Below are 17,603 nucleotides of genomic sequence, written 5' to 3' on the forward strand. Positions count from 1 at the left end.
GCGTTACTTGGTCGGGGCCACGCTCGCCCGGACCGGCGACGAGCTGTCCGGCCCCGCGTTGCTGCTGCTCGGGATGACCGCGGGCCCGCACGCCGGCGCCGCGCTGCTCGCCGGGCTCACCGGCGGCCGCCGCCGGCGGGCCGGTGTTCGGCGCGCTGCTGGACCGCAGTCCCGCCCCGGGACGGCTGCTCGCCGTCGCGCTCGGCGGCTACGCGGGCGGGCTCGCCCTGGTCAGCACGGCTTTCGGGCGCCTGCCGCTCGCCGCCGTCGTCGCGGTGGCCGTCGCGGCCGGCCTGCTCAACCCCGCCATCGCCGGCGGCTGGACCGCGCAGCTGCCCGCGGTCGCCGGGCCCGCGCTGCCGCGGGCGAGCCGCTTCGACGCCATGACGTTCACCGCCGCCGCGCTCGCCGGGCCCGGCCTGGCCGGGCTGCTCGGCGGTCCGGCCGGGCTCGTGACCGCCGTCGTCCTCGTCGCCGCGGCGGTCCCGGTGGCGTCGATGCTGCCGAAGCGGAGCCCGAAGAAGACCCGGCTGAGGGACGGGTTCGGGGTGCTGGTCCGCAACGCGCCGCTGCGGCGCGCGACCGTCGCTTCGACGATCTCCTGCACGGGGATCGGCATGGTCACCGTCTGTTACCCGCTGCTGGGCGCCGCGCACCTGCGGGGCCCGGCGGACGGCGCGCTGCTGCTGGCCGTCCTGGCCGTGGCGTCGCTGGCGGCGAACGCCGTTCTCGCGAGGAAACCGCTGCCCTGGGCGCCCGACCGGACGGTCTGGCTGAGCGCACTCCTCTTGGCCGCGAGCTGCCTGCCGGCCGCGAGCGGACACAGCGTGCTCCTCGCGGCCGTCCTGGCCGGATTCGCCGAAGGCCCGCAGCTCACGGCGTTGTTCGCGATCCGCCACCGCGAAGCGCCCGAGCACGTCCGCGCGCAGGTGTTCACGACCGCGGCGAGCGTGAAGATCACCGGGCTGGCCGCGGGGGCGGCGCTGGCCGGTCCGCTGGCGGCGTGGTCGCTACCGGCGTGCCTCGGTGCCGCGGCGGCCGTGCAGATCGCCGCGGCGCTCAGCTGTCTGCGCAGGTCGGAACGCCGGTCAGAACGCCATGGCCTGGGCGCGCCGCTTGACCTCGGTGCCGTGGCTGGTCCGCAGGGCGTTGATGGGCGTGCTCCCGGGCAGCGTGTCGTCGGCGGTGAACAGCCACCGCAGCATCTCGGTCCGCGAGAACCCGGAGTCGGCGAGCACGGTTATCGTCCCGGTCAGGCCCTTGACGACGCCGTCGGCGACGAAGAAATCGCTGGGCACGCACAGTTCACCGCCGCGCTTGAGCGCGATGAGCTGCCCGTCGCGCAGCATCTGCCGGACCTTGTTGGTCGAAGTCCCGAGGACGGTCGCCACCTCCGTCAACGGGAGGACCGCGATGGCGGTGTCGAGGATGTCTTCGGCGACAGGAATCCCACTCACAGGTGACACTGTGCCACATTCGGTCCCCGCATCCGCTAGTGCGCACGGGTGACCCGCCAGGTCTCCTCCACGAGGAGTGCGCGGTTCCGTACCATCCATACTCGTGACACGCACCCAACCCAGCCTGGTCGGCACGCTCTTGGAGCGGCGCTACCGGGTGGACCGGCTGCTCGCCCACGGCGGAATGTCTTCCGTCTACCGGGGGACGGACACCCGGCTGGACCGTCCGGTCGCGATCAAGATCATGGATCCGCGCTTCGCCGACGACCGGTCGTTCGTGGAGCGGTTCGTGCGGGAGGCGCAGTCGGCGGCGCAGCTGCACCACCCGCACGTCGTGGCGGTGCACGACCAGGGGTTCGACCTGCCGCCGGGTGCGGAGTCGGGGCTGGCGTTCCTGGTGATGGAGCTGGTCGACGGCGGGACGCTGCGCGACCTGCTGGACGACCACGGCTCACTCGACGTCGCGCTGGCGCTGAGCGTCGCCGAGCCCGTGCTGTCGGCGCTGGCCGCCGCGCACCGGGCCGGGCTGGTGCACCGGGACGTCAAGCCGGAGAACGTGCTGATCGGCCGGGTCGGGCAGCAGACCGGCGGGGCGGTGAAGGTCGCGGACTTCGGCCTGGTGCGGGCCGTGGCGAGCGCGGGCACGACGAGTTCGAGCGTCATCCTCGGGACGGTCGCCTACCTCTCCCCCGAGCAGGTCGCCACCGGTGCGGCGTCCGCGCGCGGCGACGTCTACTCGGCCGGGATCCTGCTGTACGAAATGCTGACCGGCCGGGTGCCCTACACGGGTGACACGGCCATTTCGGTGGCCTACCGGCACGTGAACGACGACGTCCCGCGGCCGAGCGAGCTGCGCCCGGACCTGCCGCCGGAGCTCGACGACCTGATCGTGCGCGCGACGCGGCGGGACCCGCAGCTGCGCCCGGCCGACGCCGGGGAGTTCCTCACCGAGCTGACCGCGGTGCGCGCCCGGCTGGGGCTGCTGCCGGTGAGCGTGCCGATCCCGGTGTCCCACGGCCATGGCGACCTCGCCGACACCGAGCGGACGCTGCCGCGGATCCCGCAGGTGCCCGACACCGGGAAGACGATGCCGGTGCACCGGCCGAACGCGACGCGGGCGCTGCACCACGCCGCCGGGCCGATGACCACCCAGGTGCCGCCGCTGACCACGCAGATCCCGCCGGTGACCACGCCGCCGCGGCGCCGCAGCCGGCCCGAGCCGGAGCGGCCGCCGCGGGACAACCGCAAGCGGGTCCTGGTGATCGCCGCCGCGGTGCTGCTGCTCGGCGGGCTGATCGGGGCGTTCGCGTTCATCCTCACCGACACCGGCGGCGACAAGACCGCCCGGGTGCCGAAGCTCGTCGGGCTGAACCAGGCCGCGGCCGGTGACGCGCTGCGGGCGGTGAAGCTGAACCCGCAGTTCAGCCAGGAGTACGACAACACGGTGCCGTCGAACACCGTGCTGCGCGCCGACCCGGCCGAGGGCACGCCGCTGTCGCCGAACGCGAACGTGTCGGTGGTGCTGTCGAAGGGCCGCCCGCAGGTGCCGGACATCCGGCCGGGCACCGCGCTGCCCGACGCCGAGCAGGCGATCAAGGCGGCGCAGCTGACCCCGGTCCGCGGCGCCGACGACTTCGACGCCGAGGTTCCGCAGGGCGCGGTCATCCGCACGTCGCCGTCGGCGGGCAGCCAGCTGACGATCGGTGGCCAGGTCACGATCGTCGTGTCGAAGGGCCCCATCCCGCTGCCGCCGGTGCCGGACGTCACCGGGCGGCCCAAGGACGAGGCGTTCCAGACGCTGCAGCAGGCCGGGTTCGAGCCGTTCCAGGCCGGCGAGGAGTTCAAGCAGGACGTCCCGGCGGGCGCCGTCACCCGCACCGACCCGCCGGCCAACTCGCCGGCGAAGGCGAAGCGGATCGGCGTGTTCGTCAACAACGCCGTCCAGGTGCCGGACGTCCGGTTCCGGTCCTTCGAAGACGCCCAGAAGCTCCTGGAGCAGGCGGGGCTGAAGGCCGACCGCGACGGCGGCCGAGGCCGCGGCAACGGCGGTGGCGGGTTCGACTTCGTGTTCCAGCAGGACCCGCAGCCGGGCTCCTTCGTGGCGAAGGGGTCGAAGGTCAAGCTGAAGGGCTTCGGGGGATGATCGGCAGCCGAGGCCGCGTGACGGGCACGATCGGCCCCGGCCTCATCGGCGAGGTGCTCCTGAACGTCCGGGGCGGCACGGAGGCGTTCTACGCGTACCCGGCGGACCCGGAGGAGACGTTCAAGCCGGGCACGCAGGTGCTGGTGGTGGACTTCGAGCCGCCGCGCACGGTTTACGTCGAACGGTGGCAACCGCTGACGCGCTGACGGCGCTTCGGGCCGGGCACGGAATTCCTTCCCCCGGCGGCAACCCCCGGGCCGCCGGTGGCGTCGAAGAGGCACCAACACACCCACAACAGAAAAGCGAGGGGGACGGTGCCATGAGCCTCGTGCAAATCCTGCTGGTCTCGGCCGGTGGCGTCATCGCCGTACTGATCGTCGTCTTCGGCATTCTGCGGCTGCTGTACAAGGTGGCCGAGCCGAACGAAGCGCTGATCATCTCCGGGCTGGGGGTCCGCGTCGACCGGGCCGAGACCGCGGACAGCCTGGGCTTCAAGATCATCACCGGGCGCGGGGTCAACGTCATCCCGGGGTTCCAGACCGCCCGGCGGCTGTCGCTGGACACGCGCGGGGTCAACCTGCAGGTCTCCTGCGTCACCAAGCAGGGGCTGCCGGTCACCGTGCGGGCCGTCGTCATCTACAAGGTCGGGGACGACTACGCCTCGATCGCCAACGCCGCCCGCCGGTTCCTGGACCAGCAGAAGGGCATGAACGACACGATCCACGAGCTGTTCTCCGGACACCTGCGCTCGATCGTGGGCGGGCTGACGCTCGAGGACATGATCCACAACCGCGAGGCGCTGACCGGGGAGGTCCGGCAGTCCTCGGCGAACGAGATGATCAAGCTGGGGCTGATCGTCGACTCGCTGCAGATCCAGGAGATCGACGACGAGACCGGCTACATCCTCAACCTCGGCAAGCCGCACGCCGCCGCGGTCGCCTCGTCGGCGCGCATCGCCGAGGCGCAGCGCGACCAGGAGGCCGCCGAGGCGGAGCAGATCGCCGCCGCGAAGAAGGCGGCGGCGGTCCGCGAGAGCCAGATCCACCAGGCCGGCTACCAGGCCGAGGTGGACGAAGCACGGGCCAGGGCCAGCCAGGCCGGGCCGCTGGCCGAGGCGACCGCGCGCCAGGAGGTCGTCGTCCAGGAGACGCGGGCTGCCGAGCTGGAGGCCGCGCTTTCCGAGCAGCGGCTGCAGTCGCAGGTCCGCAAGCCGGCCGACGCGAAGGCGTACGACACGCGGACCACGGCCGACGCCGCCCGTGACGCCTCGATCGCCAAGGCCCAGGCCGAGGCGAAGGAGACCGAGCTGCGGGCCGCGGCGGACGCGACCCGCGTCAAGACGGCCGCCGAGGCCGAGGCCCAGGCCACCAAGGCCCGCGCCGAGGCGATGGCGGGCGCGACCCGGGCGACCGGTGAGGCCGAGGCCGCCGCGGCCAAGGCCCGTGGCCTGGCGGAGGCGGAAGCCGCGAAGGCGCGCGGCCTCGCCGAAGCCGAGGCGGCCCGCGCGAAGGGTCTCGCCGAGGCGGACGCGATCAAGGCGCGCGCCGCGGCCCTGGCGGAGAACCAGGAGGCCGTCGTCGCGCAGCAGCTGGCCGAGCGCTGGCCGGAGATCGTCGAGGCCGGCGCGAGCGCGTTCGGCAACGTCGACCACATGGTCGTGCTCAACGGCGCCGACGGCATGTCCGACATGTTCGCCAAGGCGCTGTCGCTCGGCGGAACCGGTCTCGGGCTGGCCCGCCAGCTGATGGACGCGATGGGCAAGCCGACCGAGAAGGAGCTCGACGAGCACGCCCGGCGCAACGGCGAGCTCAAGCTGAGCGACCAGTAGGTCACGTTGGGTACGGCCCCGGTGTCCCGGCTCACGGGAACACCGGGGCCGTACCCCCGATCGGGGGCGGAAATTCCCGGTCGGTTGTCCTACCGTGGGCGCATGGTGCCGGACAGCGTGTCCCGGGCCGCCCGATGAGCAGCTTCTTCACCGGCGGTCCGCGCGAGCGTCCCCTGTTCCCCGTCCCGGAACAGGAGCTCTACGCGTTCAACGGACGGCACTGGACGGATCCCCCACGCGAGCACATCGTCCCCGCCGTGCTGCCGTGGGCGCAGCCGCTGGGCCGCTCCGAACGCACGGTGGTCGCGCTGCGGACCATCGAGGTGTGGCCGGAAGCGCTGACCCTGCGCGTCACGGTGTACTCCCGGGACAGCCTGGTCGACGACCCCGCCGAGGGCCTCATCGACCACCGGCGCAAAGCCGACTACAACGGCCTGCTCATCGGCGTGCTCTACGCCGACGGCAGCCGGGCGAGCTCCGAGACGGTCTCGGTGCCGTCCGCGTCCGAACCGGACGCCCCCGTGCTGCGGGCCCGGCCGGTCGGCGGCACGCGGTTCGCCGTCGAGCACGAGGTGTTCCTCTGGCCGCTCCCCTCGGCCGGCCCGCTGAAGCTGGTCGTGCAGTGGATGGACCGGGAGATCCCGGAAACCCGCACGACCCTCGACGGCGGCGCGATCCGGTCCGCGGCGAAGGACGCCGCGGAGATCTGGCCGGGGCTCGGCAGACGGCAGGTGAACGGCCTGCCGGTGCGCCGCGTCGGCAAGCAGGTCGCGCTGACCCCCGATTGGGGCACGCCGGTGGCCCGGGCGGAAGAACCCGGGCATGCTCCAGGGGAATGAGCCCGTTTTCGATCTGTGAGCCGGGGCACCGTGGCGCAGGGTGTCTCGAACGGACGAACGGGGTGGGTAGTTAGCGTCGTGGAAACACTTCGACCACCCGGCCGTCATGTCGGGCTGGTGCAGTGGGTTCCTTCCCTTCCGACGCACGAGGCCGTGCGCCCCACCGTGAACCCGGAAAGGTCGCCCATGGCAGGCTCGCCGCTCAGCGCACTCGACGTCGCTTTCCTGTGCCTGGAAAGCGAAACCACCCCGATGCACATGGGGGCGGTGGTCACCTTCACCGCCCGCGGCCCGGTGGACCCGGCCGCGCTGACGGCGTTGCTCGCGCGGCGGGCCGCCCGGCTGCCGAAGCTGCGCCAGCGGGCGCGCGCCGAACTGTTCCCGCCGGGCTCGGCCCGCTGGGCCCACGACCCGGGTTTCGCGGCGGCCGACCACGTTCACCACGTCGTGTTGAGCCCGCTGTACGAGCCGGACCCCCTGGCCGCGTACGCGTCGCAGTGGATCGCCGAGCCGCTCGACACGTCCCGCCCGCTGTGGGACCTGACGCTGGTCACCGGGCTGCCGGACGGCAAGTTCGCGCTCCTGCTGAAACTGCACCACGCGCTGACCGACGGCGCCGGGGCGTACGCGGTCGCGGCCGGGCTGCTCGACGGCGTCCGGCTGCCGGAACGCCGCTCCGCGCCGGACCGGCCGATCCCGGCTCCGCGCTCCACTTTGGACACGGTGAAGGACGCGCTCGGCTCGGTGTGGGGCCAGGCGAACGAGGCCGCCGGGATCGCGTCCTCGGTGGTGCGGGCCGCGCGCCCGCCGCTGTCGCCGGTGTCGGCGCCGCTGTCGGCCGAGCGGCGCCTCGGGTTCGCGCGGCTGCCGCTGACCGAGCTGCGCCGGGTGCGCCGCGCGCACGGCGGCACGACCAACGACGTCGTGCTGGCGGTGCTGTCGGGCGCGCTGCGCGAGTGGCTGGTGAACCGCGGGCAGCGCGCCGACGGCCGCACGCTGCGCGCGCTGATCCCGGTGAGCCTGCGCGGCCGGGCCGGTGCGCAGGCCGGCGGCAACAAGCTGTCGGGCTACCTGTGCGACCTGCCGGTCGGCGAGGACGACCCGGTCGAGCGGCTGCGGGTGGTCCGCCGGGCGATGAACCGCAACAAGGCGGCGGGCCCGAGCCGCGGCGCCGGCGCGCTGCCGCTGCTGGCCGGCCGCGTCCCGCCGCTGCTGCACCGCCTGGGCACGCGCACGGCGGGCCAGGCCGCGCCGCTGCTGTTCGACCTGGTGATCACGACGGTCCCGCTGCCCCCGGCCCGGCTGTCCCTGGACGGCGCCCGGCTGGCGGAGGTGTACCCGTTCGTGCCGCTGGCCCCGCGCCACGCGGTGGGCATCGCGGTCGCGACGTACCGGGATTCGGTCCACATCGGACTGCAGGTCAACGGCGCGGCGGTCCCGGACGTGGGCTCGCTGCGGGACGCGGTCCTGAAGTCCGCGTCCCGCCTGCTGGCCGCCTCCTGACCCGAGCGCCCCAAGGCGGCCTTGGGTGCGTCTGACGCACCGAAGGCCGCCTTGGTTGCGTCTGACGCACCGAAGGCCGCCTTGGGTGCGCCTCCCATGCCCCCACCGCCACCCTCAACGGAGGCGCTCCGCGCCGCAGTGCTGATTCAACGCACCGAAGGCCACATTGGGGCGCTTGGGGCCGGGCGTCAGCCGCGGAGCATCTCCGCGACCAGGAACGCCAGCTCCAGCGACTGCTGCGTGTTCAGGCGCGGGTCGCAGGCCGTCTCGTAGCGGCCCGACAGGTCGACGTCCGAGATCTCCTGGGCGCCGCCCAGGCACTCGGTGACGTCCTCGCCCGTCAGCTCCACGTGGATGCCGCCCGGGTAGGTGCCCAGCTGGTTGTGCACCTCGAAGAAGCCCTGGACCTCGTCGACGATCCGGTCGAAGTGGCGGGTCTTGTACCCGGTCGACGACTCGTGGGTGTTGCCGTGCATCGGGTCGCACTGCCAGATGACCTTGTGCCCGGACGCCTCGACCTTCTCCACGATCGACGGCAGCACCTCGCGGACCTTGCCGTTGCCCATCCGCGCGATGAGCGTCAGCCGGCCCGGTTCGTTGCGCGGGTCGAGCCGTTCGACGTACTCGAGTGCCTGCTCAGGCGTGGTCGTCGGGCCGATCTTCAACCCGATCGGGTTGGCCAGCAGCTCGGCGAACGCGATGTGCGCGCCGTCCAGCTGGCGGGTCCGCTCGCCGATCCAGAGGAAGTGCGACGAGAGGTTGTAGAGCTTCGGGTTGGCCGCGTCGGCGTTGTCCAGGCGCAGCATCGAACGCTCGTAGTCGAGCAGCAGCGCTTCGTGGCTCGCGAAGATCTCGGTCGACTGCAGGGACGTGTCGGTGACGCCGCAGGCCGACATGAACCGCAGGCCGCGGTCGATCTCGTTGGCCAGCGACTCGAAGCGCTGCGCCGCCGGGGAGGCCGACACGAAGTCCTTGTTCCAGTCGTGCACCTGGTGCAGGTCGGCCATGCCGGCCGCGGTGAGGGCGCGGACCAGGTTCATCGCCGCGCCCGCGTTCGCGTAGGCGCGGATCATCCGGCCGGGGTCCGGCACGCGCAGCTCGGGCTTGGCAACCAGGGAGTTGATGATGTCGCCGCGGTACACCGGCAGGCCGAGGGCGTCCGTCGCGGCCGAGCGCGGCTTCGCGTACTGGCCGGCGATGCGGCCGACCTTGACGACCGGCAGGCTGGCGCCGTAGGTCAGCACGACGGCCATCTGCAGCAGCGTGCGCAGGTTGGCCCGGATGTGCGGCTCGGTGTTGGACTCGAAGGTCTCCGCGCAGTCGCCGCCCTGCAGGAGGAAGGCCTCGCCGCGGGCGACCATGGCCAGCCGGCTCTTCAGCCGGTCGATCTCGGCCGGGACGGTGATCGGCGGCACGCTCTCCAGCACGCCGCGGACCCGCCGGGTCGCCTCGGGGTCGGGCCACTCCGGCTGCTGTGCGGCCGGGAGCGCCAGCGCCTGGTCGAGCCGCCCCCGCAGTTCGGGCGGCAGCGGCGGCAGCTCGGGCAGTGTGTCGACGGGGACGTCCACAGTCCAGTTCACGTCGTCCAGGATAAGGTTCGCGCCGTGCTGCGCTTCGCCCGGTTAGCCACCGAGTTGCTGGCCCCCTGGGTGTGGGTCCTCACACTGCCCCTCGCCGTCGCCTGGGCCGCCACCGGTCACCGGCCGCTCCCCGCCCTGGCCTGGGGACTGCTGATCTCCGTCACCGGTTCGCTGATCCCGATGGCGGTGATCGTCCGCGGGGCGAGGCGCGGCAAGTGGGACGGCCACCACGTGACGAACCGGGCCGGGCGCCGGGTCCCGCTGCTGGTCGCCGGGGGGTCGCTCGGTCTCGGCTTCGCCGTGCTGCTGGCCGGCGGCGCGCCGGCGCAGCTGGTCGCCCTCGCGGCGTCGATGCTGGCGAGCCTGGTGGTCGCCGTGGCGATCACGTTCGGCGCGAAGTTCAAGATCTCTCTGCACGCCGCGGTCGCCTGGGCCGCCGTCGTGGTGCTGGCGCTCACGTACGGCCCGTGGTGGCTCCTGCTGGCCCTCCCGGCCGCCTGGGTGGCGTGGTCGCGCGTCGCGCTGCGGGACCACACCACCCCGGAGGTGCTGGCCGGTCTGCTGATGGGCGTGGTCGTCGGCGGGGGCGGCTACTGGGCGCTGCTCACCGCCCTGACCTGACCCGCGGTCCTCAGCAGGGCCGCGCCGAGGCGACCGTCAACCACACCGAGGCCCTCGAGAACGCCGGGATCCGCACCAGCAAACCCGTGTAGTTCGGCTGCGAAAACAGACACCACGCGTCCTGGCTGCCGTTGCTTTCGGAATACGCGGTGAACGGCGGGGTGATCGCCGGATTCGGCGCCGCCATGCAGGTCGCGGTCCCGCCCGGGCCGGAGAGCCAGAGGCTTTCCGGGATGCAGAACGGCGACCGGGCCGCCGCCGAAGGCGCCGCGACCAGGACCGCGGCCAGTACGGTCACGACGAGGAACAGCGTTCTCGACATCGGTTCACCCTCCGTCCCCGGGCCGGCGGTCACGCGGCTTGCGCGCGGTTGTACAGGTTCTGCACGTCGGTGCCGAAGTACGGGCCGAACATGTAGCCCGGCAGGAAGTTGTAGCCGAAGCTGTTCACCGAAGCCTGCACGCCGGCGCCGGTGCCCTCGTTGAACGACAGGAACCACGGGCCGCCGCTGGAGCCACCGGTCATGTTGCAGTTCATGCCGTGGTCCTGGGTCAGCAGGAAGTCGGTGAACGTGCTGCCGCTGCAGTAGATCAGCTTCGTGCCGTCGTAGGGCGCCGCGGCCGGGTAGCCGAAGGTGTACATGTTCTGGTTCTTCGGCTGGTTGAAGGCGATGCCCTGCGCGCCGACGACGTCGGTGAGCCGCTGGGAGTTCAGCGGGTCGACCACGGCCATGCCGACGTCGTAGTTCATGTCCTCGCCGGCTTCCCACTGCGGAGTCGTGAGCGTGGTCTTCGCGGTCCACTGGCCGTACGGCGCGTTGCCGTTGTCGTAGCCCGGCACGAACACCCACTGCGTGTGCCAGGTGCCCTGGTACTTCACGCAGTGCCCGGCGGTGACGACGACGCTGCCGTTGGTGCTCGTGACGGCGTCCCCGGAGCAGGACGCCTTCTGCCCGTTGAAGAGGAAGAACACGCGCCCGGCGGTCTGGGTGACCTTGCCGCCGCCGGTCCAGGCGCCCCCGCCGTTCGGGATGCTCCGGATGATCGCGCTCTGCCCCTTGGCCACGTCTTCCGGCGTGAAGGGAGGCGCTTTCACGAGGGAGTCCATCGGAACGGCCGCCCGCATGGCGTCGGGCGTCCAGAAGGGTTTCGGAGCGGCCTGGGCGGGCGGGCCGACCAGGGCGAACGCGAGCGAGAGGACGGCGGTGACCACCGCGGCCCGGGGTTTCGTGTGCTTCAAGACGCCCCACCTTCCGCAGAAGTGAATCGTCGCAAAGGCGACACAGCTACTCGAAAGTAATTGCCTCGCCACGCAGCGCACAGCCGCCGTCCGGCGTAACCGCGCGAAAGCCCCCTCACCAGCGGCGAGGGGGCTTCCGGCGGAGTGGATCAGACCACGGCGAGGGGCAGCGCCGTCGGGTGGACCGGGGCCGGCAGGTCCGACGCCCCCGTCAGGTACGTGTCCACCGCGTTGGCCACCGAACGGCCCTCCGCGATCGCCCACACGACCAGGGACGCGCCGCGGTGGGCGTCGCCGCAGACGAACACGCCCGGCGTCTCCGTCTGCCAGTCCGCGCCGCACGACAGCGTCCCGCGGCGGGTCAGCGACAGCCCGAGCCCGTCCAGCAGCGGCATCCGTTCGACACCCTCGAAGCCGATCGCCAGCAGGACCAGATCCGCCGGGAGCGTCTCGACCTCGTCGTTCACCGGGATGACCTCGCGGCGGCCGGTGGCCGGGTCCTTCTGCACCCGGACCTGCTGCAGCTCCACCGCCGTCACGCGGCCCTCTTCGGAACCGACGAACCGCTTGACCGCCACCGCGAACTTCCGTTCGCCCGCCTCCTCGTGCGCCGCGTACGTGCGCAGGATGTACGGCCACGTCGGCCAGGGCGAGCGCTCGTCGTCGCGAGTGGCCGGCGGCATCGGGTACTGGTCGAGCTGCGTCACCGACAGCGCGCCCTGGCGGGTGGCCGTGCCGTACGAGTCCGCGCCCGTGTCGCCGCCGCCGATGATGACGACGTGCTTGCCCTTCGCGTCGATCGACGGCGGGCCGTCGCCCTCGACGTACTTGTTGGCCGGGACGAGGTGCTCCATCGCCAGGTGGATGCCCGCCAGCTCGCGGCCCGGGGTCGTCGTGTCGTCGCGGCCGCGCAGCGCGCCGACCGCCAGCACCACCGCGTCGTACTGCGCTCGCAAGTCCTCCACCGAGAGGTCAACGCCGACTTCGCAGCCCGTCACGAACCGGGTGCCCTCCTTGCGCAGCTGCGCCAGGCGCCGGTCGAGGACCTTCTTCTCCATCTTGAACTCGGGGATGCCGTAGCGCAGCAGCCCGCCGAGGCGGTCGTCGCGCTCGTACACCGTGACCTCGTGCCCGGCGCGGGTCAGCTGCTGCGCGGCGGCGAGCCCGGCGGGGCCGGAGCCCACGACCGCCACCCGCCGTCCACTGGACACTTCGGACACCTGCGGCTGGACGTAGCCCGCTTCCCAGGACTGGTCGGCGATCGTCTGCTCGACGCGCTTGATCGACACCGGGCCGCCCGACAGCGGCGAGATCGACAGCACGCAGCCCGCCTCGCACGGCGCCGGGCACAGCTTCCCGGTGAACTCGGGGAAGTTGTTGGTCGCGTGCAGCCGGTCGCTCGCCGCGGCCCAGTCGCCGCGGCGGACCAGGTCGTTCCACTCCGGGATCAGGTTGCCCAGCGGGCAGCCGGAACCGCCGGAGTGGCAGAACGGGATGCCGCAGTCCATGCAGCGCGACGCCTGCTTGCGCACCTGTTCGTTGCGCTCGGCCGGGTCGACGTCCGCGTAGACCTCGCCCCAGGTGGCGAGCCGCTCCTCTTTGGACTTCTTCTTCGGCTCTTCGCGGTCGTACTTCAGGAAACCGGTCGGGTCAGCCACGAGCTGCCTCCATGATGGCCTCGTCGACGTCGCGGCCGGCGGCCCGTGCCGCCTTCGCCGCGTCCAGGACCCGCTGGTAGTCGCGCGGCATCACCTTCGTGAACGCCGCCGAGCGGCGCGGCCAGTCGCCGAGCAGCGAGGCCGCCACCGCGGAGCGGGTGAGATCGTAGTGCTGTTGCACGGTCTTCTTCAGCCACGCCAGGTCGTCGGCGGTCGGGCGCAGCAGGTCCACCATGTCCTGGTTGACCTTCTTCGCGTCGACGTCGAGGACGAAGGCGATGCCGCCGGACATGCCGGCCGCGAGGTTCCGCCCGGTCGGGCCGAGCACCACCGCGCGGCCGCCGGTCATGTACTCGAAGGCGTGGTCGCCGACACCCTCGGCGACGACCGTGGCGCCGGAGTTGCGGACGCAGAAGCGTTCGCCGACCTGGCCGCGCAGGAAGATCTCGCCGCCGGTGGCGCCGTAGGCGATCGTGTTGCCCGCGATCGTCTGCGCCTCGGCGGCGAAGGACGCCGCCGGGTCGGGGCGGACGACGATCCGGCCGCCGGACAGGCCCTTGCCGACGTAGTCGTTCGCGTCGCCGACCATGTCGAGGGTGATGCCACGCGGCAGGAACGCGCCGAGCGACTGGCCCGCCGAGCCGGTGAGCGTGACGTGGATCGTGCCCTCGGGCAGGCCGTCCCCGCCGTAGCGGCGGGTGATCTCCGAGCCGAGCAGCGTGCCGACGGTCCGGTTGACGTTCCGCACCGGCAGCTCGATGTTGACCTGGTGGGCGTCTTCCAGCGCCGCCTCGGCGAGCTGGATCAGCGTGCGGTCCAGGGCGTGCTCGAGACCGTGGTCCTGGCCGCGGGTGCGCCGCTTCGCGCCGCCGTACGGCGTCTCCTGCGGCATCTCGAAGATCGGCGCCAGGTCGAGCCCGGACGCCTTCCAGTGGTCGACGGCCTCGTCGGTGTCCAGCAGCTCGGCGTGGCCGATGGCCTCGTCGAGCGTGCGGAAGCCCAGCGCCGCCAGCGTTTCCCGGACTTCTTCGGCGACGAACTTGAAGAAGTTCACCACGTGCTCGACCTGGCCGGTGTAGCGCTTGCGCAGTTCCGGGCTCTGCGTGGCGACGCCGACCGGGCAGGTGTCGAGGTGGCAGACGCGCATCATGATGCAGCCCGCGACGACGAGCGGGGCCGTCGCGAAGCCGTACTCCTCGGCGCCGAGCAGCGCCGCGATGACGACGTCCCGCCCGGTCTTCATGGCGCCGTCCACCTGGACGGTGATCCGGTCGCGCAAGCCGTTGAGCAGCAACGTCTGCTGGGTCTCGGCGAGACCGATCTCCCACGGCGTGCCCGCGTGCTTGAGCGAGTTCATCGGGGACGCGCCGGTGCCGCCGTCGTGGCCGGAGATGAGCACGACGTCCGCGTGCGCCTTGGAGACGCCGGCCGCGACCGTGCCGACACCCAAGGAGGACACCAGCTTCACGTGGATGCGGGCGTGCTCGTTGGCGTTCTTGAGGTCGTGGATCAGCTGCGCCAGGTCCTCGATGGAGTAGATGTCGTGGTGCGGCGGCGGCGAAATCAGGCCGACGCCCGGCGTGGAGTGCCGGGTGCGCGCGATCCACGGGTACACCTTGTTCGGCGGCAGCTGGCCGCCTTCGCCCGGCTTCGCGCCCTGCGCCATCTTGATCTGGATGTCGTCGGCGTTGACGAGGTATTCGCTCGTGACGCCGAACCGGCCCGAAGCGACCTGCTTGATCGCGCTGCGCCGCTCGGGGTCGTAGAGCCGCTCGGGGTCTTCGCCGCCCTCACCGGTGTTGGACTTCCCGCCGAGGCGGTTCATCGCGATGGCCAGGGTCTCGTGCGCCTCGGCCGAGATCGAGCCGTACGACATCGCACCGGTGTTGAAGCGCTTGAAGATCGCTTCGGCGGGCTCGACCTCGTCGAGCGGCACCGGCTCGCGGACGCCGTCCTTGAACGAGAACAGCCCCCGCAGCGTGCCGCCTTCGCGGTAGAGGCGGTGCACCTCGTCGGTGTATTTGCGGTAGACCTCGTCGCGGCCGGTCTTGGACGCGTGCTGCAGCAGGAACACCGTCTCCGGCGTGAACAGGTGCAGCTCGCCCTCGCGGCGGTAGGCGTATTCGCCGCCGGTGTCGAGTCCACGGTGGACGCGGTCGGTCGGGTTGTCCGGGTAGGCACGGCGGTGGCGCGACGCGACCTCTTCGGCGAGCACCTCGAGACCGACGCCGCCGAGCTTCGACGACGTCCCGGTGAAGTACTCGTCGAGCAGGTCCTGGCTCAGGCCGAGGGATTCGAAGACCTGGGCGGCGGTGTAGGCGCCGACCGTCGAGATGCCCATCTTGGACATGATCTTCAGGACACCCTTGACCAGCGCGTACACGTAGTTGCGGATCGCCTTGGCGGCCTCGATGCCGGTGACCGCGCCCTGGCCGATCATGTCTTCGATGGTTTCGAAGGCCAGGTACGGGTTCACCGCGGCGGCGCCGTAGCCGAGCAGCAGCGCGATGTGGTGCACCTCGCGCGCGTCGCCGGATTCGACGACCAGCGCGACGCGCAGGCGTTCCTTGGTGCGGACCAGGTGGTGGTGCACCGCGGACACGAGCAGCAGCGACGGGATTGGCGCCATCCGGTGGTCGGAGTCGCGGTCGGACAGCACGAGCGTGCGCGCGCCGGCCGCGATCGCCTCGGACGCCTCCCGCCGGACGCGCTCGATCGCGCTCGCCAGCGCCTCGGCCCCGCCGTCCACTTCGTACAGTCCGGAAAGGACACTGCAGGCGAAGCCGGGGAGGTCGCCGTCGTCGTTGATGTGGATGAGCTTGGCGAGCTCGTCGTTGTCGATGACCGGGTACGGCAGCTTCAGGTGCCGGCACGACGCCGGACCGGGGGCCAGGAGGTTGCGCTCCGGGCCCATGATCCGCGCCATGCAGGTGACGAGCTCCTCGCGGATGGCGTCCAGCGGCGGGTTGGTCACCTGGGCGAAGTTCTGCTTGAAGTAGTCGTAGAGCAGCCGCGACCGCTTCGACAGCACCGCCGGCGGGGTGTCGGACCCCATCGAGCCGATCGGCTCGGCGCCCTTCTCGGCCATCGGTGCGAGCAGGATCTTGAGCTCTTCTTCGGTGTAGCCGAAGGAAAGCTGGCGGCGCAGCACGGAGTCGTGGCTCTGCACGACGTGGTCGCGGTCGGGCAGCTCGGCGATCTTGAGCAGGCCCGCGTGCAGCCACGAGTCGTAGGGCAGCTCGGCGGCGAGCGCGGACTTGACCTCTTCGTCGTCCACGATCCGGCCGGCTTCGGTGTCGACCAGGAACATCTTGCCGGGCTTGAGCCGCCCCTTGGCGACGACGTCCTGGGGAGCGACGTCCAGGACACCGGCCTCGCTGGCCAGGACGACGCGGTCGTCGGCCGTGCGCCACCAGCGCACGGGACGCAGGCCGTTGCGGTCCAGGACCGCCCCGACCAGGCTGCCGTCGGTGAAGGTGACGCAGGCCGGGCCGTCCCACGGCTCCATGAGACTCGCGTGGAACTGGTAGAACGCGCGGCGCTCGGGCTTCATGGTGGCGTGGTTCTCCCACGCCTCCGGGATCATCATCAGCACCGCGTGCGGCAGCGACCGGCCGCCAAGGTGCAGCAGCTCCAGGACCTCGTCGAAGGACGCCGAGTCCGAGGCGTCCGGCGAGCAGATCGGGAACAGCCGGCTCAGGTCGCCGGGGATGACGTCGGATTCCAGCAGCGCCTCGCGGGCCCGCATGCGGTTGCGGTTGCCCCGGATGGTGTTGATTTCCCCGTTGTGGGCGACGAACCGGAACGGGTGGGCCAGCGGCCACGACGGGAAGGTGTTGGTGGAGAAGCGGGAGTGCACCAGCGCGATGGCGCTTTCCAGGCGCTCGTCACGCAGGTCGCCGAAGAACGCCGGCAGCTGCTCCGGCGTCACCATGCCCTTGTAGACGATCGTCCGCGAGGACAGGGACGGGAAGTAGGTGCCGCAGCCGGCGGTGACGCTTTCGTGCTCGACGCGCTTGCGCAGGCAGAAGGCGAGCCTGTCCAGCTGCAGGCCCGCTTTTCCGTCACCGGCGACGAACAGCATGGCGAAGTGCGGCATGACCGAGCGGGCGGTCGGGCCGATGTCGGCGCGGTCGGCGTCGACCGGGACCTCGCGCCAGCCGAGGACCTCCAGGCCTTCTTCGACGGCGATGCGTTCGGTCAGCTCGACGGCCTTGCGGCGCTGCTCGGCGTCGTCGGGGAGGAAAGCGATGCCGGCGGCGTAGGTGTGGTGGCCGTTCTCGTCGGGTTCGGGGAGCGCGAAACCGGCTTCCGCACGCAGCAGCGCGTCGGGCAGCTGCAGCAGGATGCCGGCGCCGTCGCCGCTGGTGGGTTCGGCGCCGGCGGCGCCGCGGTGGTCGAGGTTGGTCAGCGCGGCCAGGCCGTCGGTGACGATGCCGTGGGAACGGCGCCCGCGGATGTCGGCCACCATGGCCACACCGCAGGAGTCCTGCTCGGTCTCCGGGTCGTACAGACCCTGCTTGCCGGGCATGGCGGAGAAGATCAACGGGACCTCCTTCGTCGTCTTGTTCGTGCGGGGCCGGGCTACCGGCCGGGGAGCGCACGGGACGACGATGGCCCGCTTGTTAGCGCGACTTTAACACCTGGGAAACACCGCAGCAGCATCTCAGCGCGCCCCGGACGACGTCGGACGGTAACGATCTGGCTGCGCGGAACGACGTAGTTCCTGATGGGT

At 72.0% G+C, this 17,603-nt stretch carries 13 protein-coding genes; 6 read left to right on the top strand and 7 right to left on the bottom strand.

Features of this window, described 5'->3' with window-relative positions:
* Positions 1–208: 208 nt before the first annotated feature.
* Positions 209–619, bottom strand: coding sequence for a hypothetical protein (locus ACLJOU_RS18140; protein ID WP_410568789.1), 411 nt, complete (start codon positions 617–619; stop codon positions 209–211).
* Between the two features lie 469 nt (positions 620–1,088).
* Positions 1,089–1,457 carry an Rv2175c family DNA-binding protein gene (locus ACLJOU_RS18145; protein ID WP_410568791.1) on the bottom strand — a complete coding sequence of 123 codons (369 nt, stop codon included), beginning with the start codon at positions 1,455–1,457 and terminating at the stop codon, positions 1,089–1,091.
* Between the two features lie 103 nt (positions 1,458–1,560).
* On the opposite strand from ACLJOU_RS18145, the gene pknB reads away from it, so the two are divergent.
* From pknB to ACLJOU_RS18170, 5 genes are all read left to right on the top strand, one after another.
* Entirely contained in the window at positions 1,561–3,600 is a 2,040-nt protein-coding gene (gene pknB, locus ACLJOU_RS18150; RefSeq protein ID WP_410568792.1) for a Stk1 family PASTA domain-containing Ser/Thr kinase, read from the top strand.
* Positions 3,597–3,806, top strand: a complete 210-nt coding sequence (locus tag ACLJOU_RS18155; protein ID WP_410568794.1) for a hypothetical protein — start codon at positions 3,597–3,599, stop codon at positions 3,804–3,806. The genes pknB and ACLJOU_RS18155 overlap by 4 nt, the downstream gene beginning before the upstream one ends.
* Before the next feature lie 113 nt (positions 3,807–3,919).
* A complete protein-coding gene (locus ACLJOU_RS18160) occupies positions 3,920–5,428 on the top strand; it encodes an SPFH domain-containing protein (protein WP_410568796.1) in 1,509 nt (502 codons plus the stop codon).
* 134 nt (positions 5,429–5,562) lie between these two features.
* Positions 5,563–6,267: a hypothetical protein gene (locus ACLJOU_RS18165; protein WP_410568798.1), complete on the top strand. Its 705-nt coding sequence runs from the start codon at positions 5,563–5,565 to the stop codon at positions 6,265–6,267.
* A gap of 186 nt (positions 6,268–6,453) precedes the next feature.
* Positions 6,454–7,770 carry a wax ester/triacylglycerol synthase family O-acyltransferase gene (locus ACLJOU_RS18170; protein WP_410568800.1) on the top strand — a complete coding sequence of 439 codons (1,317 nt, stop codon included), beginning with the start codon at positions 6,454–6,456 and terminating at the stop codon, positions 7,768–7,770.
* Between the two features lie 188 nt (positions 7,771–7,958).
* Here the strand turns inward: ACLJOU_RS18170 and ACLJOU_RS18175 are convergent, their stop codons facing one another.
* On the bottom strand, positions 7,959–9,350 hold the full coding sequence (locus tag ACLJOU_RS18175; protein ID WP_410568802.1) for a class II 3-deoxy-7-phosphoheptulonate synthase: 1,392 nt from the start codon (positions 9,348–9,350) through the stop codon (positions 7,959–7,961).
* A 24-nt stretch (positions 9,351–9,374) separates the two neighbouring features.
* Here ACLJOU_RS18175 and ACLJOU_RS18180 point away from each other — a divergent pair, with 24 nt between their 5' ends.
* Positions 9,375–9,971 (top strand): phosphatase PAP2 family protein, encoded by a 597-nt coding sequence (locus ACLJOU_RS18180; protein WP_410568804.1) that lies wholly within the window; start codon positions 9,375–9,377, stop codon positions 9,969–9,971.
* A gap of 10 nt (positions 9,972–9,981) precedes the next feature.
* Here the strand turns inward: ACLJOU_RS18180 and ACLJOU_RS18185 are convergent, their stop codons facing one another.
* The 4 genes from ACLJOU_RS18185 to gltB form a co-directional block, all read right to left on the bottom strand.
* Positions 9,982–10,293 carry a hypothetical protein gene (locus ACLJOU_RS18185; RefSeq protein ID WP_410568806.1) on the bottom strand — a complete coding sequence of 104 codons (312 nt, stop codon included), beginning with the start codon at positions 10,291–10,293 and terminating at the stop codon, positions 9,982–9,984.
* A 29-nt stretch (positions 10,294–10,322) separates the two neighbouring features.
* Positions 10,323–11,210 (bottom strand): trypsin-like serine peptidase, encoded by an 888-nt coding sequence (locus ACLJOU_RS18190; protein WP_410568808.1) that lies wholly within the window; start codon positions 11,208–11,210, stop codon positions 10,323–10,325.
* A gap of 149 nt (positions 11,211–11,359) precedes the next feature.
* On the bottom strand, positions 11,360–12,868 hold the full coding sequence (locus ACLJOU_RS18195; RefSeq protein WP_410568810.1) for a glutamate synthase subunit beta: 1,509 nt from the start codon (positions 12,866–12,868) through the stop codon (positions 11,360–11,362).
* Positions 12,861–17,414: a glutamate synthase large subunit gene (gltB, locus tag ACLJOU_RS18200; RefSeq protein WP_410568811.1), complete on the bottom strand. Its 4,554-nt coding sequence runs from the start codon at positions 17,412–17,414 to the stop codon at positions 12,861–12,863. The genes ACLJOU_RS18195 and gltB overlap by 8 nt, the downstream gene beginning before the upstream one ends.
* Positions 17,415–17,603 lie beyond the last annotated feature (189 nt).

Origin of the sequence: Amycolatopsis sp. cmx-4-61 (assembly GCF_046548775.1) — a bacterium.
Lineage (GTDB): Bacteria > Actinomycetota > Actinomycetes > Mycobacteriales > Pseudonocardiaceae > Amycolatopsis.